The sequence below is a fragment of the Mesorhizobium sp. M0870 genome, from assembly GCF_040319775.1.
Lineage (GTDB): Bacteria > Pseudomonadota > Alphaproteobacteria > Rhizobiales > Rhizobiaceae > Mesorhizobium.
On the sequence record NZ_JAMYOI010000007.1, the window covers coordinates 103,531 to 121,760 of the forward strand.

At 62.1% G+C, this 18,230-nt stretch carries 20 protein-coding genes and 1 tRNA gene; 4 read left to right on the plus strand and 17 right to left on the minus strand.

The features are described 5' to 3' along the window. Positions 1-221: 221 nt before the first annotated feature. The 5 genes from NKH97_RS11025 to NKH97_RS11045 all read right to left on the minus strand — a co-directional run bounded on the left by NKH97_RS11025 (position 222) and on the right by NKH97_RS11045 (position 3,657). Positions 222-533, minus strand: coding sequence for a PilZ domain-containing protein (locus NKH97_RS11025; RefSeq protein WP_023810434.1), 312 nt, complete (start codon positions 531-533; stop codon positions 222-224). A 132-nt stretch (positions 534-665) separates the two neighbouring features. After that, the gene (locus NKH97_RS11030; RefSeq protein WP_023810435.1) at positions 666-1,154 is read right to left on the minus strand and encodes an NUDIX hydrolase; all 489 of its coding nucleotides are present in this window, start codon (positions 1,152-1,154) and stop codon (positions 666-668) included. Between the two features lie 211 nt (positions 1,155-1,365). After that, a complete protein-coding gene (gene gpt / locus NKH97_RS11035) occupies positions 1,366-1,866 on the minus strand; it encodes a xanthine phosphoribosyltransferase (RefSeq protein ID WP_128303340.1) in 501 nt (166 codons plus the stop codon). A 132-nt stretch (positions 1,867-1,998) separates the two neighbouring features. After that, positions 1,999-2,832: a universal stress protein gene (locus NKH97_RS11040; RefSeq protein WP_352720284.1), complete on the minus strand. Its 834-nt coding sequence runs from the start codon at positions 2,830-2,832 to the stop codon at positions 1,999-2,001. A gap of 81 nt (positions 2,833-2,913) precedes the next feature. Beyond that, a complete protein-coding gene (locus NKH97_RS11045) occupies positions 2,914-3,657 on the minus strand; it encodes a competence/damage-inducible protein A (RefSeq protein ID WP_352720282.1) in 744 nt (247 codons plus the stop codon). Between the two features lie 321 nt (positions 3,658-3,978). Between NKH97_RS11045 and NKH97_RS11050 the strand changes: the two genes are divergently transcribed. Beyond that, entirely contained in the window at positions 3,979-4,260 is a 282-nt protein-coding gene (locus NKH97_RS11050; protein ID WP_352796724.1) for a hypothetical protein, read from the plus strand. Between the two features lie 159 nt (positions 4,261-4,419). Here the strand turns inward: NKH97_RS11050 and NKH97_RS11055 are convergent, their stop codons facing one another. The 3 genes from NKH97_RS11055 to NKH97_RS11065 all read right to left on the minus strand — a co-directional run bounded on the left by NKH97_RS11055 (position 4,420) and on the right by NKH97_RS11065 (position 6,327). Beyond that, positions 4,420-4,659 (minus strand): DUF2188 domain-containing protein, encoded by a 240-nt coding sequence (locus NKH97_RS11055; RefSeq protein WP_013532013.1) that lies wholly within the window; start codon positions 4,657-4,659, stop codon positions 4,420-4,422. Positions 4,660-4,689: 30 nt separating this feature from the next. Then, entirely contained in the window at positions 4,690-4,968 is a 279-nt protein-coding gene (locus NKH97_RS11060; protein WP_013532012.1) for a DUF982 domain-containing protein, read from the minus strand. A gap of 255 nt (positions 4,969-5,223) precedes the next feature. Next, positions 5,224-6,327, minus strand: a complete 1,104-nt coding sequence (locus NKH97_RS11065) for an NADH:flavin oxidoreductase/NADH oxidase (protein ID WP_352796727.1) — start codon at positions 6,325-6,327, stop codon at positions 5,224-5,226. A gap of 225 nt (positions 6,328-6,552) precedes the next feature. Between NKH97_RS11065 and NKH97_RS11070 the strand changes: the two genes are divergently transcribed. Next, the gene (locus tag NKH97_RS11070) at positions 6,553-7,131 is read left to right on the plus strand and encodes an NUDIX domain-containing protein (protein ID WP_352555253.1); all 579 of its coding nucleotides are present in this window, start codon (positions 6,553-6,555) and stop codon (positions 7,129-7,131) included. Positions 7,132-7,175: 44 nt separating this feature from the next. Here NKH97_RS11070 and NKH97_RS11075 read toward each other — a convergent pair. Then, positions 7,176-7,260 (minus strand) — tRNA-Leu (locus NKH97_RS11075). A gap of 373 nt (positions 7,261-7,633) precedes the next feature. On the opposite strand from NKH97_RS11075, the gene tig reads away from it, so the two are divergent. Both tig and NKH97_RS11085 read left to right on the plus strand, forming a co-directional pair. Then, positions 7,634-9,100 carry a trigger factor gene (gene tig, locus NKH97_RS11080; RefSeq protein ID WP_352555251.1) on the plus strand — a complete coding sequence of 489 codons (1,467 nt, stop codon included), beginning with the start codon at positions 7,634-7,636 and terminating at the stop codon, positions 9,098-9,100. A gap of 160 nt (positions 9,101-9,260) precedes the next feature. Further along, positions 9,261-9,785 carry a hypothetical protein gene (locus tag NKH97_RS11085; protein WP_023810444.1) on the plus strand — a complete coding sequence of 175 codons (525 nt, stop codon included), beginning with the start codon at positions 9,261-9,263 and terminating at the stop codon, positions 9,783-9,785. Between the two features lie 254 nt (positions 9,786-10,039). Here NKH97_RS11085 and NKH97_RS11090 read toward each other — a convergent pair whose 3' ends face one another. The 8 genes from NKH97_RS11090 to radC all read right to left on the minus strand — a co-directional run bounded on the left by NKH97_RS11090 (position 10,040) and on the right by radC (position 18,155). After that, a complete protein-coding gene (locus NKH97_RS11090) occupies positions 10,040-11,356 on the minus strand; it encodes a M20 family metallopeptidase (RefSeq protein WP_352796731.1) in 1,317 nt (438 codons plus the stop codon). After that, entirely contained in the window at positions 11,356-12,315 is a 960-nt protein-coding gene (locus NKH97_RS11095; RefSeq protein ID WP_128303348.1) for an ABC transporter permease, read from the minus strand. The genes NKH97_RS11090 and NKH97_RS11095 overlap by 1 nt, the downstream gene beginning before the upstream one ends. Further along, positions 12,312-13,259, minus strand: coding sequence for an ABC transporter permease (locus NKH97_RS11100; protein ID WP_352440213.1), 948 nt, complete (start codon positions 13,257-13,259; stop codon positions 12,312-12,314). Before NKH97_RS11100 ends, NKH97_RS11095 begins: the two co-directional genes overlap by 4 nt. A 47-nt stretch (positions 13,260-13,306) precedes the next feature. Then, the gene (locus NKH97_RS11105) at positions 13,307-14,293 is read right to left on the minus strand and encodes an autoinducer 2 ABC transporter substrate-binding protein (protein WP_027036878.1); all 987 of its coding nucleotides are present in this window, start codon (positions 14,291-14,293) and stop codon (positions 13,307-13,309) included. A 33-nt stretch (positions 14,294-14,326) separates the two neighbouring features. Then, positions 14,327-15,097 carry an ATP-binding cassette domain-containing protein gene (locus NKH97_RS11110; protein ID WP_023810449.1) on the minus strand — a complete coding sequence of 257 codons (771 nt, stop codon included), beginning with the start codon at positions 15,095-15,097 and terminating at the stop codon, positions 14,327-14,329. A 27-nt stretch (positions 15,098-15,124) separates the two neighbouring features. Further along, positions 15,125-15,898: a glutamine amidotransferase gene (locus NKH97_RS11115; protein WP_023810450.1), complete on the minus strand. Its 774-nt coding sequence runs from the start codon at positions 15,896-15,898 to the stop codon at positions 15,125-15,127. A gap of 59 nt (positions 15,899-15,957) precedes the next feature. Continuing rightward, positions 15,958-17,139 (minus strand): carbohydrate kinase family protein, encoded by a 1,182-nt coding sequence (locus NKH97_RS11120; protein ID WP_352440215.1) that lies wholly within the window; start codon positions 17,137-17,139, stop codon positions 15,958-15,960. Positions 17,140-17,393: 254 nt separating this feature from the next. Continuing rightward, entirely contained in the window at positions 17,394-18,155 is a 762-nt protein-coding gene (radC, locus tag NKH97_RS11125; protein WP_023810452.1) for a RadC family protein, read from the minus strand. Positions 18,156-18,230: the final 75 nt, after the last annotated feature.

An 18,230-nucleotide genomic window follows, 5' to 3' on the forward strand; every position in this document is an offset into this window, starting at 1 on the left:
GCAAAAACGCACATAGTCCGGGAAAAAAGACCGGGCTCAGAACTTTCCGGTCGCACTCTCAACAGGAGCACATGGCCTATAAAAGGCGACTCGTTTTGCGCCGTCAAGGATTCGTTTGCGTAGCTTTTGTGACCCCAACATCTTGTGTGTCACATATGTGGATAACGGGGATAGAATGCAGGCGCGGATCACGATTTTCCGCGCGCAAGCTTGCCCGGGCGTCAGCCGTAATGCAGCCGGGGTTTTGGCTCGGTGCCGGTGAACTGCACCCCGATACGGTCGTTGCGTCGCCAGCGGACCTCGCAACGATAGGCAATGCCGTCGAGCGGCACATAGAGAAGGAAGCGATCTGGGACCCGGGCTTCGAGCGGTATCTTCAGTTCGGCGCCGCCGTCGTGCTGATTGCGCAGCGTGCAGCCCACTTCCGAATTCGAAATTCCGGTGATGATCGACCCGCCCTTGAGCACGCGCGGACGACGCTCGCGCTGGGGCTCGTCGGACTCGTTTGGAATTGGATTTGCGGGATTCGCCATCGATCAAAAATACCAGAGCTGCCGAATCCTATCCTTGATTCCTTAGCAAAGCATTCATGTCGATACGCGGCAACGCATGTCCAGCCCCTGCAAGCCAGTCCCGTTTTGCAAAGAGCGCGGTGTGGCCGCCCGTCAGGAGAAGCTGTGCGGGTCGGCGCAGAAATAGGCGATGATCTGGCAAAGGTCGGGTTCGTTGACCATGCGCACCGCTTCGCTTGCGCGGACCCATTTGCGGGTGCGTGAGTGTTTTTCCTTCCAGCGGTCCGCGACTTTGTCGACATGCAGCGGAAACACCAGGACCTCGCACGGCACTTCTTCGCCGGAAGCCAGTACCTTGGCGTAGAAGTAACGGCCGGCTTCAAGATGAGAGACACGACCGCGCAGCCCGGCCTCCTCGCCGGCTTCGCGCGCCGCGGCCTCGCAGAGCGGCTCCCTGGCCTCGGGCCAGCCCTTGGGCAACACCCATCGACCCGTATCGCGGCTGGTGATCAGCATGATCTCGACGCCGTCTCCCGTGTCGCGCCAAGGCAGGGCGGCAACCTGCAGGCGGCACGGCGCCGTGCCGAAGAGCCGTCGGACCCTTTCGGCCAGATGATTGTGTGTCGTTGGCCTCGTCAACATCGAAGAAGCTAGCCCCAGCCTCCGGAATCGTTTGCCGTCTCACGAATCTTACGGCTAATTGTCGGCAATAAAAGTAAAAAATTTCATTCGCCTGGCCGATTTCCGCCGATAGACGTCGATTTCACAAAATATCCGGCCCTGCCGGACCTGTTTGCGAAAGCAAATCATCCCCAGTGCAAGCTGCCGGTCTGTAACAGGCAGGTAGTTCGAATCAGCCCGCGTGGTCGTCGGCGATCGGCTTCTGGTAGGTGAAGCCCATGTCCCACGGGAAATAGATCCAGGTGTCCTGGCTGACTTCGGTGACGAAAGTATCGACCAGCGGCCGGCCTTTCGGCTTGGCGTAGACGGTGGCGAAATGCGCCTTGGGCATCATCGCGCGCACGATGCCCGCCGTCTTGCCGGTGTCGGTCAGGTCATCGATGATCAGCACGCCGGCGCCGTCTTCGGCGAGCAGGGCAGGGGTGATCTCCTTGAGGACCTGCAGCTGCCCCTGGCTGGTATAGTCGTGATAGGAGGCGACGCAGACCGTCTCGATGACGCGGATGCCGAGTTCACGCGAGATGATCGCCGCGGGGACCAGCCCGCCTCGCGTGATGCAGACGATCGCTTTCCATTGTCCCTTGTTGGCGCCGGAAAGCCGCCAGGCGAGCGCCCGGGCGTCGCGATGGAACTGGTCCCAGGAGACCGGAAAGGCTTTTTCGGGAAGGGACATGTCGCGCACTCCACAGCACGCGGGGATCGCGCGCAGGTAAACAGGGGAATGCGCGCGGAATTAGCTGGAAAGCCCCCATCTTGGCAAGAGCAAGGGCCTTGGCAAAGGCAAGGGCCAACGATCGGTGTGGACCTACCGCGACAGGAAGGCTGCCACCGGCGCGGTGCGCAGCACGCTGCGCGTCACGCCGCCGAACAGAAGCTGACGCAGCCATGAGTGGCTGTAGGCACCAAGCACCAGCAGATCGGCGCCGGTTTCCGCGATCCTGGTCTGGATGATGTCATCGACCGAACTGCCGCCCGACTGCTGCACCGAGACGCTGACGGTGGCGCCGTGGCGCGATAGCGCCGACGCGATTTCGGCGCCGGCGGCCTCCGGGCTGTCGTCGAGCGTTTCAGGAGGGTCGATAACCAATATGTCGGTCTTCTCGGCTTCGATGATGAAGGGCAGCGCGTCGAAGGCGGCGCGTGCCGCTTCCTTGCTTCCGTTCCAGGCGAGCAAGACGCGTTTGAAGGTGGTGATCAGCGGACCCTCGTGCGGCACCACCAGCACCGGCCGGCCGGCATCGTAGACCAGCGTGTCTACGTCCGCGCTGGAATCTCCGCCCGTTTCGCGCTGCGCCGCTATGATCAGGTCGGCGGCCCGCACGCTCGAAATCCCGGACAGTGCGCTGTCACCCGAAAAGCTTTCCAGGCTTCGCCACTCGAAGGAAAGACCGGAATCCTCGATATGCCTGAGAAACAGCGTCCTCAACTTCTCGGCCCGTTCCCGGTTCATGTCTGCAGAAACCTGCAGGAATTCGGTGTCGGGAAAGCCTGTGGCGGAGGTGTAGGGCACGGGAAGCGTTTCGGCGTGGATGCCGACCAGATGGCTCTGAAACCGGGTGGCGAGCGGAATGGCGCAGTCGAGCACGCGCTCGGCGTCCTGCTCGTTCTGCAGAATGGCGACGATGGTTTTGAATCGCATGACAATCCCTCGGTTTACGAGCTGGCGAACTCGTGCCGGGGAAACGTTGCAGCGTCGTGCTTTGTTCCGGCCTGGACCAGATCAGCCGGGATTGCTGGCGAAGCCGGCGACCATCGCCTCGACATCGGCGCGGGCGGCGTCCAGCGCCTCCTGGCTGCGGGCACGCACGACCAACTCGGTCCAGAACTTGCCATCGCCATATTTCGGGTAGGAGCCGATGATCGTATCGGGATGCGCTTTCTGGATATCACCCAGCGGCCCGCCGATGAGGCCTTCGCCGAACGGGCAGGGCACGGTCGCCGACAGCATCTTCGTGCCGGCCTTCAGCGTCGGCACGACATTGTCGAGCATGGCTTGGAAAATCGATGGCACGCCGGCCATGACGTGGACGTTGCCGATGCGGAAGCCAGGCGCGACCGACACCGGATTGTCGATGAGATCGGCGCCGCGCGGCATCCGCGCCATGCGCTTGCGGGCCTGCGTGTATTCGATGCCGCGCGCGGCATAGCTTGCTTCCAGCATCGCATAGGCCCGGGCATCGTATTCGCAAGGCACGCCAAAAGCCTTGGATATGGAATCGGCCGTGATGTCGTCATGCGTCGGACCGATGCCGCCGGTGGTGAACACATAGGTGTAACGGCTGCGCACGGCATTCACCGCCGCGATGATCTCGTCTTCCTCGTCAGGGACGATGCGCACTTCCTTGAGGTCGATGCCGATCGCCGTCATGATGTCGGCGAGATGGCCGATGTTCTTGTCCTTGGTGCGGCCGGACAGAATCTCATCGCCGATGACGAGCATGGCGGCGGTCACGATTTCAGGCATGGAAGGCTCCGGCAAGGCGAGTGGCCTGGGAAGGCGAGTGGTCTGAGATAGCGCGGCGCGACGGTGGCCGCAATGTCATCTTCGCGCCGCCACGGCGAGCCGATGAGGTCAAGGATCTAGGTTCGAACTGGTCGAGGGAATAGGGCACATGCCGCAATTCGTGATCCCGGAGCGAACCGCCGCATTCATCGAGCGCATCGCCGGCCGGGCTTTGCTGGTCAGGGCCTCACCTCAGCTTCACGACAATTTCAAGGAACCATTCGGCTGACTACCGGGTTTTATGAGTGTCGCACCAAGGCGGCTAAGATACGGAGTGATTCAATGGTTACAAAAATTCTCGCAGCATCTGTTCTGACGATCGGTCTCGCAACATCGGCGATGGCGCAGTCACTGGACGACAGGTATTCCAACAATCGTGATTGGTGGCTGTTCGGCGACAACGACCAGACAACTGTCGACCCCTATACCACGGGAAGCATCCGTGACGGCTCCGGGTTGAACACCCAAGGCAATAGCGGCGCAATAGGCCCATGTGCCCACAACACGCCAGGCCCGGACGCAAACGCAGGGCAAAACGTCAACGATCAGTATTGCGGCAAATAGCCAGAACGCAATTTCCGAAAAGCGGATACCGACTTTCTGGAAAGCCATGTTCGAGGGCTAGTCCGCAAGGACAGCCGCTGGCCGCTGGCGCGTCCTTTCTCCGGACGGCGCTGCGGTCGGCGCCCTGTCGGACCGCTCAACATCAAGCGCTATACCGAATTAATCTGAGACTTCTGTCTGCGGCCGGTCGCGGCCGTCGGCCAATTCTTCGTGCCATTTGCCTTCGGCGTCCTCATACTGGATGCCGTCGGTCGCTCCGGCGACCTGCTGCTCAGCCGAGGCGATTTCGGCTGCGCGCAATGCGTCCTGATGCGTGGGAAACGTCTCGGAAAAGGTCGCTCCGACCTTGTAGGCCCAGCCGCCGTCATGCTCGACGATCTTGTAAGTCAGCTTCGCCATGGAAAACCTCCGGTTGAAAGGTCCGTCTGCTCAATGCAGCCGGTCGTCGGGCAGTCTGTCGTCGGGCACCAGCACTTCCGATTCCTTGGCGGCTTCAATCAGCGCCCGGCGCGCATCTGCTGTCGAACGATAACCTTCCAGCACTTTGAGGCAAGTGTCGAGGGCATCACGATGGCGCGGGCCGCGATTGAGCGGCCACACCGTCATCAGGCACTCCGCGGCCTCCTGGGCGCTGCGGATGTGGCGATATTTGCCGACGTGGCCAAGTTCGACGACGACCGGCACTTCAAAAGGTTTGTTGTCCATCATGGCCGCAACGCAAAGCAGCCAATTTGGTTGCAACCATGGCCGTCAGCCTGCGCCCAAACGTCTCAGAGGCTGTTTGAAGGCTCTACACCTGCGGTCAGCGCGCAACCGGCAAGAATGCCCTGAACAGTTTCCTCCCACGCCGGCCACGCCCGCCGCAGCCTCGTCCCACCCAACAGCTTGCGGACGGAATAGCTGCGAAGCACCGTCAAACTGTCTGGAGACAGGAGGGGCGCGCGTTTCGAGAGCGCGGACCGTTCAGCCCACCGCCTTCATCCAGTGCTGCATCGTGGTCACCGAACGGGCAAGCTGCGGCGCCGGGTGGATCGTCTCGCTGAATGTCGCCGCCGCACGCCATCCCCAGCGCGGATCAGCCAGGAAGGCCCGCGCCAGCGCCACCATGTCGGCGCGGCCCTCGGTGAGGATCGCTTCGGCCTGCTTGGGGTCGTCGATCAGGCCGACGGCACGGGTCGGAATATCAGCACCCTTGCGCACCGCCTCCGCCAGATGCACCTGATAGCCGGGGCCGGTGGGCAATTTCTGCAACGGCGAATTGCCGCCGCTCGAGCAGCAGAGATAGGCAACGCCCTCGTCCTTGAGCGCTTTGGCCACTTCGATCGCGTCCGCCACGTCGAAGCCGCCATCGACCCAATCCATCACCGACAGCCGCGCGCCGAGCATCAGCTTTGGCGTAGCCTTGCGCACCGCCTTGGCGATTTCGACGGCAAGACGCATGCGGTTTTCCAGCGAGCCACCCCAGCGGTCCGAGCGCTGGTTGGACAAGGGCGACAGGAACTGGAAGATCAAATAGCCATGCGCGGCGTGCAGTTCGATGAAATCGAAGCCGGCGCGTTCGGCTCGCCTTGCGGCCTCGGCGAAGCGTTCGATGAGCTGCAGGATCTCCTCGTCCTCTAGTGCGTGCGGCACGTTCCAGCCGGTGTCGTAGGGGATGGCCGAGGCGGAAACGGTCTGCCAGGGATCCTCGTTTGGCTGCAATGGCCCGCCGCCTTCCCACGGCTTGCGGTTCGAAGCCTTGCGGCCGGCATGGGCGAGTTGGGAGCCGAATTTCGTGCCGGGTGCGGCGACGCGTCGTGCGGCGTTCAGTGCGCGGCGGGCGGCGGCTTCATTGTCTTCGGAATAAAGGCCGAGGCAGCCATGGGTAATACGCCCGCGCCGCTCGACATCGGTCATCTCGACTGTGACCATGCCGGCGCCGGACATTGCGAGATTCATCCAGTGATGGAGATGCCAGTCACTGGCCGAGCCGTCGTCGGCGGAATACTGGCACATCGGCGCGACGGCGATGCGGTTGGGAAAGGTGAGGCCGTCGAGGGTGATCGACTGGAAAAGCGACGCTGTCATGAGAAACTCCGGGAGGGTTCGCAGCTATTTAGGCGACCGATGGCGCCTGCGCCAGACACGAGGCGGTGAAAGGGGTTCTGGACCAATCACTGACGGGATTGCCGAAATGCCGGTTCGCGGATAGGCCTCGGCAATGCATGGCGCCCAAAAGTGGCCCCGGTTTGGGAGAACGACACGCATAAAACAGGAGCATAAAGCGCGACGCGCTTTTGCATGGAGACCACGATGGAAGATCGTATTCGCGTCCGTTCGGAGGAAATCCTCTCCGACGACTGGGCCGTCCTGAAGAAGACCGTTCTCGACTACCGTCGGCGCGACGGTCAGTGGGAGACGCAAATCCGCCAGACCTATGATCGCGGCGATGGCGCGGTGATCCTGCCTTACGACCCCTTGCGTTCGACCGTGCTTCTGGTGCGCCAGTTCCGCTATCCCGCCTACGTCACCGGCCACCGCGAGCCGCTGATCGAGGCCTGTGCCGGCCTGTTGGACGAAAACGATCCCGAAACCTGCATCCGCAAGGAGGCGGAGGAAGAACTCGGCTATCGGCTGCAGAACGTCGAGCGGCTGTTTTCGCCCTATATGAGCCCCGGCAGCGTCACCGAACGTCTCTGGTTTTTCATCGCCCGTTATTCACCCGCCGACCGCATCTCGGCCGGCGGCGGCGCGCAAGAAGAGGGCGAGGACATCGAGGTCCTGGAAATGCCGCTCGACGAGGCCCTGGCCGGCATCGCCGATGGCCGTATCCTCGACGCCAAGACCATTATTCTGATCCAGCATCTGAAGCTCAATCCGATCGCTGCCTGAACCGAGCTTCGGTGGCCGCCACCCGAAGCTCGCAGAGCGAAGGGTGGTGCGGATGAAGGGACTCGAACCCCCACGCCTTTCGGCACTGGAACCTAAATCCAGGGCGTCTACCAGTTCCGCCACATCCGCATGGACCGGCAATCCCATGTGGCCATCATTCTGTCAATGTCAGAGACAAGATGTGGGTCAGCGACAAGATGTGGTCAGGCCCGAATGCTGGTTATTCGCCGGAATGCGAAGACTGTTGAAAATTGGCCTCGCCTGTGACAAAAGGCGTGTCAAATGTGACGGGACGCGACGATCCGCTTCTGCAGAATGTGATAAGAAGTAGGAAAAACAAGAACTTATTCACATTTTGGAACGCAGTTTGGGAGAGTTTGAGCCGGGTTTTCGGTCAAATCGCCAGGTTCCGTACCAAAAGCCATTCCCGGCAAGAATATACCGGCAGGCTGTGAACGGCAGAGGCCGTGGCAGTCTCATTGGTGAAAACAAAGGTTTTACGATGCAGGTCACCGAAACGCTCAACTCCGGTCTCAAGCGAGAGATCAAGATCACCGTGCCGGCCGGTGACATGGAAGCCAAGCTGATGGCGCGGCTTTCGGATGCCCGCAACAAGGTCCGCATCAACGGCTTCCGTCCCGGCAAGGTGCCGGTGCAGCACCTGCGCAAGGTTTACGGCAAGTCGTTCATGGCCGAAGTGGTCAACGAAATCCTCAACGATTCGACCCGTTCGATCATTACCGGGCGTGGTGAAAAGGCTGCCATGCAGCCCGAAGTCATCATGACCGAGGATGAGAAGGAAGCCGAGAAGATCCTGGCCGGCGGCGCCGACTTCGAATTCCGCCTCAACTACGAGATCATCCCGGCGATCGAGATCAAGGACTTTTCCGACATCAAGGTGACACGCCAGGTGTTCGACGTTCCGGATACCGAGATCGACGAGCAGGTTCAGCGCGTTGCCGAATCGGCGCGCAGCTATGAGCCGAAGACCGGCAAGGCCGCCAATGGCGACCGCGTCACCATCGACTATGTCGGCAAGATCGACGGCGAGGCCTTCAATGGCGGCGCCGGCACCGATCAGCCGCTGGTGTTGGGTTCGAAGGAATTCATCCCCGGCTTCGAGGATCAGCTGGTCGGCGCCAAGGCCGGTGACGAAAAGCAGGTCACCGTGACTTTCCCGGAAAACTACCAGGCCGCGCATCTGGCCGGCAAGGAAGCGACCTTCGACGTCACCGTCAAGGAAGTGTCCCAGCCCGGCGCGCTGGAAATCAACGACGAGACCGCCAAGAACCTCGGCCTGGAGTCGCTGGAGCGCCTGCGCGACGTCGTACGCGGCCAGATCGAGAACCAGTTCGGCGCTATGACGCGCCAGAAGGTCAAGCGCCAGCTGCTCGACCAGCTCGACGCGGCCTATTCGTTCGAGGCGCCATCGAAGCTCGTCGACGCCGAGTTCAACAACATCTGGGCGCAGGTCAATCGTGACCTGGAAGCAGCCGGACGCACCTTCGCCGACGAAGAGACGACGGAAGAAGAGGCGCGCGCCGAGTATCTGCGGCTTGCCGAGCGCCGCGTACGCCTTGGCCTGGTACTGGCTGAAATTGGCGAGAAGGCCGGCGTCACCGTATCGGACGAAGAGCTGCAGCGCGGCCTGTTCGAGCAGGTGCGCCGCTATCCGGGCAACCAGCAGCAGGAAGTCTTCGAGTTCTACCGCAACAACCCGGAAGCGTTGAACACGCTGCGGGCACCGATGTTCGAGGAAAAGGTGGTCGACCATCTGCTCGGTCAGATTTCGGTCACCGACGTCAAGGTCAGCAAGGAAGAGCTGATGGCCGACGACGAAGAGGACGAGACCGCCGTCAAGGCGAAGCCGGCGAAGAAAGCCGCCGCCAAGAAGGCCGACGCCAAGAAGGCCGACGACGCGGAAGAGCCCAAGAAGAAGGCTGCGCCGAAGAAGAAGGCCGCCGAATAACACCAGCGCTCCGCTGAAACAGGAAGGCCGCCGTCGAGGTGGCCTTTTTCGTTGCCAAACTGCAACAGCCGCCATGCTTCGCACGCGACGGCCTGTGGCGACCAAGCTTTGATCATTATCTGCGCTTCTATTGCAAGCCGCTTGGTTGTTGGAGGGCGTGTTGAGACTGTTCGTCGAATTGGGACACGCTTCGGCAATCGCGCTGATGCTTGTCTCGGTCTGCGGCATTGCCCAGGCCGGCACGGTGCCTGACAACTGGCGGTTCGGCACGAGTGAAGACGGCCTCGTCACGGCCTCGCTCTATGCCACCAACAAGCTGATCACCGGCGGCGGTGCCTTGAGCTACAGCCCGATCCTGACGATTGCCTGCCGGGTAAACGGCGAGCCGCATTGGACTGAATGGCTGCAACTGAACGACGCTGTTTCGGCCAGCCGCAAGATCACCATGTCGATCACGGTCGATCAGGAGAGCAAGTTCGATGAAAGCTGGTCGGTCGGGCCGCGCGGCCGGATGCTGGTGCGCGATGGAGCCGACGGCATCAGGCGCCTTGTCGCCGCGAACCGGCTCCAGCTTTCCTGGCGGTTCGGGCTGCTGGCGGGGCGCGGCGAGGCCGATTTCGACCTCGCCGGGTTCGGCGAAGCGGTCAACCAGGTAGCCGGCAGCTGCAACACCGATCCGCCGTGAACGGACCGCAACGGGCACGGCTTGCTGCACAGGCGTTCAGCTCAAATCACGTGCGCAAGCTCGCCGGGTGTCAGAACGCGACGACGTCACCAGGCAGGGGCGCAACCATGCCTGCAGTGCGGCAAAGATCGATCACTTGCCGCATGGCGGGAACTCGAGGGCGTGCCGCCGCCGGTCGATGACCAGAAGCTGCGGCTCCTGTCGAAGGGCCATGGCCCCTATGCTGCGTTGTCGCACTGCCAATCGTCTGCCCGCTAGCGGCACCATTTTTCGACGGCAATTGCAATTGCCTTGGTGCAATCGACGAGATCGCGCACCGAAACGCGTTCGTTCGGCTGATGCGCCTGCGCGGGGTCGCCGGGACCGAAATTGACGGTCGGGGTGTTGCCGAGGCCGGTCGGCAGGCCGATGTCGCTGTGCGCGCCAAAGCCACTCAGGACCGGCGAGAGATTGGCTTCTTTGACGGCCTCCTGGAAGACGCCGACAAAGGGATTGTCCGCTGGGATCTCGGCGCAGTCGGCGTCGAGAATCCATTCGACGCGGGCAGGGCGCTGGCGAAGATAAGGGTCTGCCTGGCAGACATTGGCTATGTGCTCTTCGATTTCGCGTTTGACGTTGCCGCCCAATTTGAACTCGTCATGCTCGCTTGGCAGATACTGGGCGTCGATGATGATCTCGCCGCGCCCTGCCACGGAGGACGGATGTTCGCCGGCGCTCATCTGGGTGACGATGATCTGGTTGGGCAGGTCCATCAACGGATGGTTCTTTCTGGGATCGAACATCCAGCGCCGGTTGAGGATGTCGATGCCGTCGAGGATCTGCCGGCAAAGCTGGACGGCATCGACCGGGCCGCTCGAATACCAGGCATTGGGCGTCAGCTCCGCATGCCCGCCTATGCCGTCAATGATGATCCTCCCCCACAGAATGCCGTGACAGAGCGGTGCGATCCTGTTCGCGGTCGGTTCGGTCATGATGCCGGCGTCGGCGTGAAAGCCGCGATCGACCATGGCCAGCGACCCCATGCCGCCGATTTCCTCATCGACCACGGTGGTGAAGACGACGTCTCCGGACAGGGGAATGTCGAGTCCCCTCAGGATCTCGACGGCCATCAGCATGCAGGCGACGCCGCCTTTCATGTCGACCGTACCACGGCCGTGTAGAAAACCGTCCTTGAGGACGGGCTGGAACGGGTCGGTCGTCCAGTGACCGGCGGCGCCGGGCGGGACGACATCGATATGGCCGGTCAGCATGATGGAGCGACCGCCGCCCGTGCCCTTCAAGACGCCGCCGAGATTGGGCCGGCCTTCGAACGTCCTGCCTTTGTTGGCGCCGGCCCGCCCCTTGTATTTTTCGTAGAGTGCTGGGCCGTCCGGGTCCCATAGATCGGTCGAGAAGCCTAGCGCCTCGATCCGCTTTTGCAGATAGAGCTGGCAATCACGCTCGCCGGGGCCGGCCTCCTTTGGATCGGATTTCACGATCGAGGGGAAGGCGACGAGATCGCTCAGCGTTTGGACGATACGGTCAGCGCTTGCTTCGACGCGCGCGGCAATGATCTCTTCCATGGACGGCATCATGATCTCCAACGTTGGGAAAGTCGGTCGGCGAGAAGGACGAAAACCAGAAGGGCGCCGACAATCCCCACCTGCCAAACCGTGTTGATGTTCAATTGCAGAAGGCCGGTCTTCAGCGTGACCAGCAGCAGGACGGCCGCGAACACGCCGCCGACGCCGCCACGCCCGCCGGTGATGGCGATGCCGCCGAGCATGGCGGCAGTCAGCGATTCGAGTTCGAGGTTCTGGCCGATATTGGGCCTGCCGCTGCCGAGCCAGGCGATCGAGACGAGTCCCGCGGCGCCGGCGAGCGCGCCACTCAAGGCGTAGAGGACCAAGCGAACGCGATCGACCGGAATACCGACCAGCCTGGCCGAGCGTTCGTTGAAGCCCATGGCGTAGATCCAGCGCCCCCACGCTGTCGAGAGCAGCACCAAACCGGCTAGCGCAAAGCAGGGGATGGCAAGGGTGAGAAAGGGCAGGGGAATGCCCATGACGACGCCGCGCCCCCACACAAGCAGCCAGGAGGGCACGCCGGCTTGGGCCGCGCCGCCGGTAATGGCAAGTGCAGCGCCGGAATAGACGAAGAAGGTGCCGAGCGTCGCGATGAAGGGGAGAAGCGCGAGCCCGTTCACCAGCCATCCGTTCAAGGCACCGAGCATCGCGCCGGCCAGGATGCAGACGGCGGGCAGCAGGACCGGCGGCAATCCCAGCTTGAGGCAAAGCATCGCGACGATGGCGGACAGCGAGACCGCGCCGCCGACCGAGAGGTCGATGCCGGCGCCACCGGCCATGATGACCAATCCCTGCCCAAGGCCGACCAGGGCCAGGATCGTCGAGAACTGAAGAATGGTGGTGACAGTGCCGAGATGGAAGACAGACGGCTTGAGCGCCAGCAGGCCGACAATGACGATCAGCCAAAGGGTACAGAGCAAAGCCAGGGTAAGGGCCGGGCCCTGCAGGTTGCGGAACGTTTTCATGCGCGGGCTCGTTGAAATCTGCCGAGCGGCAATCGGTTGCAAACAGCTTCGAAGCCAAGCACGCCGATGATGAGAACGCCGGTGACGACAGGCTGCCAAAGGGAGGGGACACCGATCAGCAGCAGACCGTTTTGCAGGATTCTAAGCAGAAGCACGCCGAGCACGGTGCCGATCAGGCTGCATCTGCCGCCCAATATGCTGGTGCCGCCAAGAATGACCGCGGCAATGGCGTCGAGCGCCAGCGTGCTGCCGATCGTCATCTCCACATTGCGATAGGTGGCGACATAGAACGTGGCGGCAATGCCAGTCAGCACACCGCTGATGGCGAAGGTCATGAAGCGGATCTTGATCACTGGGATGCCAGAAAGCCGCGCTTTTTCCTCCGAATTGCCGATCGCCAGCAGATGCAGCCCATAAGGGGTTCGCCGCAGCGCCAGCCAGACGGCCAGATAGGCAGCGGCAATCACCAGGGCAGGGACGGGGACGCCGAGCACGCTGGTTGCAAGAAGATCTGTAAGGCTCGAGGGCAGGCCCGAAAGCCATTGCCCTCCGAGAAGTACGAAGACGGCGGTGCGGTAGACACCGAGCAGGCCGAGTGTACCGACAATTGCCGGAACGCGGCCGAGGACAACGACGGCGGCGGTCACGCATCCCAGCACCGCACCGACCAAAGGACCCGCAATGAGCGCCAGCAGCGGATTGCCGCCGGCGCCGAGCACGCGCCCGATGGCGATCGCCGCCAGACCCATGACGATGCCGATCGAGACATCGATGCCGCCCATGGCGAGCAGCAGGGTCATGCCAAGGCCGATCAGCAGCAGTTCGACGCTGTTGCGCAAGACCGTGGCTGCATTGCCTGATGTCGCGTAGTGCGGCGATGCGACAGAAAAGATGACGATCGCCAGCAAACAGGCGACAAGCAGAGACCACTCCCGCCCGTTCATGGAGAAGACACCGTTTCCAAACTGCCGCACTACGTTCATCTCAGAGCTCAGAAGTTGAACTTGTCGACATTGTCCTTGGTGAAGACAGCCGGCGGCCCGAGAAGCAAAATGCCCTTGGCGGCATCATAGGTGACTGGCTTTTCCAGGCCGGCGACCTTGTTTTCCGCTTCGAAGCTCTTGCCGTCGATCAGCTGTTTGCCGGCCCAGACCGTGAGATAGCCGAGTTGCTCGGGATCCCAGAGCACGGTGAAGCCGAAGGCTCCGCTCTTCAGGTAGGACCGTGCCGTGTTCGGGCTGCAATAGCCGGCACCGATGACCGAGCCGATCTTGCCTGCGGTTTCGATGGCCTGGGCTACGCCCGGGCATGTCGAGGAGGCGACGGCGATGATGGCCTTGATGTCCGGGTTGGCCGCCATCAGATCGCCTGATATTTGCGCGGCGCGTTCGGCGGTGCCGCCGGCGAATTGCGGCGCGAGCAGCTTCAGCTTCGGATATTTGGCGGTGGCTTGCTTCTGCATGAAGCCGATCCAGGCGTTGAGATTGGACGCCGTTGCCTCGCCGGAGACGATGCCGATGGTTGCGTCCTCGCCGACGCGCTTGACGAGTTCGTCGACAATGGTTGTGCCGAGGCCTTCGTCGGTCGCCTGCGCCACATAGACGGCGCGGCCGCTGTCGGGCGCGTCGCTGTCACTGGTGAACAGCTTGATGCCTTTCGCCTTGGCGCTCTCGACCACGGGTGCGATGCTGGAGGCATCGAGGACGCTGACCGAGATCGCCTCGACGCCCTGATCGATCAGGTTCTGGACGATCTGCAACTGGTCGACCGGATTGGTGTCGACGGGACCGGAATAGATGAAATCGACGCCGAGATCCTTGGCGGCGCGATTGCCGCCGGCTTCCATGGCGTTGAAGTAAGGGATGCCGATCAATTGCGGAACGAAGGCGACCTTGTGTTTGTCCGCGGCATGCGCCGCGGTTGCAATGGCGAGTGACAGTGCGGATGCGGCGAGCACTTTCTTGAACTGTGAAAGCATTGTGTTTGAACCTCTCTGGAAATGACGTGCGTTTCAGTTTGTTTTTTCAAGCGCCCGCACGTCGGGATGAGCGCCTGTTATGAGCGAAACGACTTCCTCGTGATCGGTATCGGCAGCCAGCCGTTCGGCCACCTTGCGGCCGCGCCGGAACACCACGATGCGGTCGGCGACCTCGAAGACCTCGGAAATGTTGTGGCTGATGAGCACAACGGCACAGCCGCGCGCGGCAAGCCGCCGTGTCAGCGCCAGGACCTTGCGCGTTTCGGCAACGGCAAGGGCCGCAGTCGGCTCATCCATGATGACCAGCCTGGCATTCAGATTGAGCGCCCGGCAGATTGCGACGGCCTGGCGTTGCCCGCCCGACAGACTGCCAACAGGCGCTTCTGGATCGGAAATATGAGCATCGAGCTCCTTCAGCAGGCCGTCGACGCGCTGGCGCATTTCTTTGCGCTTCAGGAACGGAATGCCCAAAATGGAGCGTTTCAATTCACGGCCGAGAAAGACGTTTTCTGCGATCGACAGGTTCTCCGAAAGCGCCAGTTCCTGAAAGATCGTCGCGATCCCCGATGCCGCGGCATCCTTGGGCGAGTGAAAGGCGACCGGATTGCCCTCGATCACAAGCTCCCCACCACTGGGCGGATGAGCGCCTGCCAGGATCTTGATGAAGGTCGATTTGCCGGCGCCATTATCGCCGAGAAGCGCCAGCACCTCGCCGGAGCGGATCTCCAGATCGACATTTGCCAGCGCGGTCAGAGCGCCGAAGCGCTTGGCGATGTTTCTGGCGACAAGAAAGGGCTCTGTCATGACGGGTTCCCCGACGATTGCGGACCGCTAGGCGTTGCTGACCCAGCGCAGCACGTTGGTCCAAAGCCTCGCGTAGCCAGGCCATTCGACAAAACTGTTCGGCAGCCAGTGAGGACCGATGTCCGACGTCCAGACCAGCGTACGCCCTTCGCCATGGCGCCCGGTGACCAGCAGGGGATGGCCGCCCTGGTCCTGCGGCAGCCGTGCCAGGACCTCGACATCGTCGCGATCACGGGCGATGACCTCGTTGGCACCGAGCAGCAGCGGCCATTCGCCCTCGATGCCGGCAAAAAGCGGGTGGTCTCTGGAACCAGTGATCTCAGGACGAAAGCCCTCCGGAATTTCGAGCCGGTCATCGTTGGGAAGGCAGGTCACCGGCAGCGCCTCCTCGACCGCCGTGCGATGCCAGCGCGCCTTGCCGTCAATGCCCTGGAAGCTGAAATAGCCGCCGATCATGATCAGGCCGCCGCCGGCCAGCGTCCAGTCGCGCAGCAGCTTGAGCCGGTTGGGAACCGTTTTGCCGTGGAGCCAGACATCGGGGTGGAGCAGGAGCGAATTCGCGCCAATGTCGGACAGGATGATCGCCCTGTATTGCGACAGCCCTTCCATGGTGAAAGGCAGCTTCTCGACGGCCTCGTGAGCGGGCATGTAGTCGAGATCGAATTCGCTGCCCTTCAAGGCGTCCACCAGGGGTGTTGCGCCCAGGTGAAAGGTGACGCTGCCGAACTGGTCGAACCCCTTGTAGTGGGTCGCCGAACTCACCCAGCTTTCGCCGACAAGAAGGACTTTTGTTTTCGCCATGATCATACTCTCCTGATTTCGTCGGTCGCGCCGGGTCGAAACGTCGATAAGCCATTGTTTCAACTGGCCATCACGGCATTGTTCGCCAGGGCCGCAGCCTTCAGCGTGGCAAAGTCTGCGATGTAACCCTGCGCGCCTTCGACCGTTGTCGTCAGGCTCGCCCCGATCGCCGCGTAGCGCGCGGCGTCGCCCAGCGACGCGCCATGCAGCCAAAGGGCAAGGAAGATGCCGGCAAAGCTGTCGCCGGCGCCTGTCGCGTCGACGCGATTGACCGGCAGCGCCGGCACCTCGATCTGCGGACCACCATTCGCCGGAAAAACGACGGCGCCGAACTCGCCGAGGGTGAGCACGACCGTTCCCCGTTGTTTGATGCGTGACAGCATCAGCCGCACCTCTTCGATCGTCGTCGCCATGCGGCTGCGAAAGCCGAAGATCTCCCGTATCATCACATCGTTGATGAAGGTCAGATCGATCTGTTTGACCATCTGCGAGAAGGTTTCCGGCGTGCGGGCGCTTTTGGGAAGACCGGCCGAATGCAGGCTCACCTTCCAGCCCGCCTGATGAAAGCGCGCGATGGACGCGGTCATCGTCTCGTAGTGAAAGCCTTCGATATGAAGGCAGGCCGGACGTTGCTCGGGCTGGATATCCAGATTGGCTGTCAGGTCGACCTCGCCAAGCTCGAACGGTTCGCTGATGATCGTCCGGCTGCCGTTGCGCTCGATGATCACGATCGCCTGGGAGAGGCGGTTGTTGGGCGTGTTGCGGATCGGCAAGGCGTGGACACCCAGTTTCGAAAGCGCGCCGAGCGCCCAATCGCTCTCTGGATCCTGGCCGACCGCTGTCGCCAGCTCAACGTCCAGCGCGTAGGGAGCTCCGATGCCGGCGGCGGCAACCGCGAGATTGGCCGCGGGGCCACCCAACGCCTTGTCGATGTGGCTGGCGGTGATCCGGTCGTCGCGATGCGGCAGCACGTCGACGCGGCACAGGAAGTCGACACTCACCCTACCGGCGACCAGAAGTCTTGGCAGATGGTCGAGATTCTTTGGCCTGCGTGGTGCGCGGCCCGGCAGTGAGCGCGCAAAGGAGCTCGGCCGATACATCAGCGCGGCAACCGCCTTCTCGATGCGGTCGCGCGTGCCTTCCCTCAGGCTGGCCGTTCCATTGATGAAGTTCGACACCGTGCCGATGGAGACACCGGCGGTTCGTGCGACATCCGCTATGGTCGGGCGCTTGCGTTGCAATGGCGGAGTTCCAATTGAAGCGTTTCAAAACGGTAGCAGCGAAAATGCGATGCCTCAACGGAATTATCTTCTAAAAATCAAAGAGAGAATTCTTCTAGATTGGAAGATTAATCCAGAAATAGCGGATACTGGGATCCTCTTTCCAAGATTGAACAATTTTCAAATTTTTTGGCAAAAGATTGTGCAAGCGAATTTCCTGCACTTCATTCGATCGCCCGGGCTTGATCGGGCGGTCGTGGCATGCCCCCGGCCCGTCAGATCAGCAACAGGCCCTTCATGCTGGCGTATCCCTTGCGCCCGATGATGATGTGGTCGTGCACCGCGATGCCCAGCCGCTTGCCCGCCTCGATGATCTCCTTCGTCATTTCGATATCGGCTCGTGAGGGTGTGGGGTCGCCTGACGGGTGATTGTGGACCAGGATGATGGCGGTGGCCGAGAGTTCGAGGGCGCGCCTGACCACCTCGCGCGGGTAGACGGGCGTATGGTCGACGGTGCCTGTCTGCTGAACCTCGTCGGCGATCAGCGCGTTCTTCTTGTCGAGGAACAGGATGCGGAACTGCTCGCGCGCCTCGAAGGCCATGACCGACCGGCAATAGGCAAGAAGCTGTGTCCAGGACGAGAGGACTTCGCGACTCTGCACCTCTCCGCGCGCCATGCGCTGCGCGGTTGCCGCGACGATCTTGAGATCGAGCGCCACCGCAGGGCCAATGCCCTTGACTTCCTGCAGGAGGCCAACCGGCGCCCCGAGCACTTCGGCCAGCGTGCCGAAGCGTGCCAGCAGCGCCTTGGCCGCCGGTTTGGTGTCGGCACGAGGGATCAGGCGAAAGAGCAGAAGTTCCAGAAGTTCGTAATCGGGCAGGGCATCCGGCCCCGCCAGGGCAAAGCGCTCGCGCAAGCGGTCGCGATGGCCGAGGTAATGCGGCTTTTCGTCGAGCGTCGCCTTGGCTTTCGCCGCAGGCCGCATCGGCGCTTCGGAGAAGAAACTCCGCTCGTCGTCGTCGCTTGTGTTCCCCATACACCGCCTACATTGCTCCAGCACAGACATTAGAACTGTTCTGGCCGGGATTGAAACAGTTCTGTTCCCCGATCG

What these genes read in the sequence shown, in the direction of transcription:
- NKH97_RS11060 (WP_013532012.1), bottom strand. Translation starts at nt 4,968, where the DNA reads ATGATGGACAACAAACCTTTTGAAGTGCCGGTCGTCGTCGAACTTGGC.
- NKH97_RS11110 (WP_023810449.1), bottom strand. Translation starts at nt 15,097, where the DNA reads ATGACAGAGCCCTTTCTTGTCGCCAGAAACATCGCCAAGCGCTTCGGC.
- NKH97_RS11045 (WP_352720282.1), bottom strand. Translation starts at nt 3,657, where the DNA reads ATGCCTGAAATCGTGACCGCCGCCATGCTCGTCATCGGCGATGAGATT.
- NKH97_RS11025 (WP_023810434.1), bottom strand. Translation starts at nt 533, where the DNA reads ATGGCGAATCCCGCAAATCCAATTCCAAACGAGTCCGACGAGCCCCAG.
- NKH97_RS11040 (WP_352720284.1), bottom strand. Translation starts at nt 2,832, where the DNA reads ATGCGATTCAAAACCATCGTCGCCATTCTGCAGAACGAGCAGGACGCC.
- NKH97_RS11095 (WP_128303348.1), bottom strand. Translation starts at nt 12,315, where the DNA reads ATGAAAACGTTCCGCAACCTGCAGGGCCCGGCCCTTACCCTGGCTTTG.
- radC (WP_023810452.1), bottom strand. Translation starts at nt 18,155, where the DNA reads ATGGGGAACACAAGCGACGACGACGAGCGGAGTTTCTTCTCCGAAGCG.
- NKH97_RS11065 (WP_352796727.1), bottom strand. Translation starts at nt 6,327, where the DNA reads ATGACAGCGTCGCTTTTCCAGTCGATCACCCTCGACGGCCTCACCTTT.
- NKH97_RS11050 (WP_352796724.1), top strand. Translation starts at nt 3,979, where the DNA reads ATGGTTACAAAAATTCTCGCAGCATCTGTTCTGACGATCGGTCTCGCA.
- NKH97_RS11100 (WP_352440213.1), bottom strand. Translation starts at nt 13,259, where the DNA reads ATGAACGGGCGGGAGTGGTCTCTGCTTGTCGCCTGTTTGCTGGCGATC.
- NKH97_RS11090 (WP_352796731.1), bottom strand. Translation starts at nt 11,356, where the DNA reads ATGCCGTCCATGGAAGAGATCATTGCCGCGCGCGTCGAAGCAAGCGCT.
- NKH97_RS11115 (WP_023810450.1), bottom strand. Translation starts at nt 15,898, where the DNA reads ATGGCGAAAACAAAAGTCCTTCTTGTCGGCGAAAGCTGGGTGAGTTCG.
- tig (WP_352555251.1), top strand. Translation starts at nt 7,634, where the DNA reads ATGCAGGTCACCGAAACGCTCAACTCCGGTCTCAAGCGAGAGATCAAG.
- gpt (WP_128303340.1), bottom strand. Translation starts at nt 1,866, where the DNA reads ATGTCCCTTCCCGAAAAAGCCTTTCCGGTCTCCTGGGACCAGTTCCAT.
- NKH97_RS11030 (WP_023810435.1), bottom strand. Translation starts at nt 1,154, where the DNA reads ATGTTGACGAGGCCAACGACACACAATCATCTGGCCGAAAGGGTCCGA.
- NKH97_RS11105 (WP_027036878.1), bottom strand. Translation starts at nt 14,293, where the DNA reads ATGCTTTCACAGTTCAAGAAAGTGCTCGCCGCATCCGCACTGTCACTC.
- NKH97_RS11070 (WP_352555253.1), top strand. Translation starts at nt 6,553, where the DNA reads ATGGAAGATCGTATTCGCGTCCGTTCGGAGGAAATCCTCTCCGACGAC.
- NKH97_RS11055 (WP_013532013.1), bottom strand. Translation starts at nt 4,659, where the DNA reads ATGGCGAAGCTGACTTACAAGATCGTCGAGCATGACGGCGGCTGGGCC.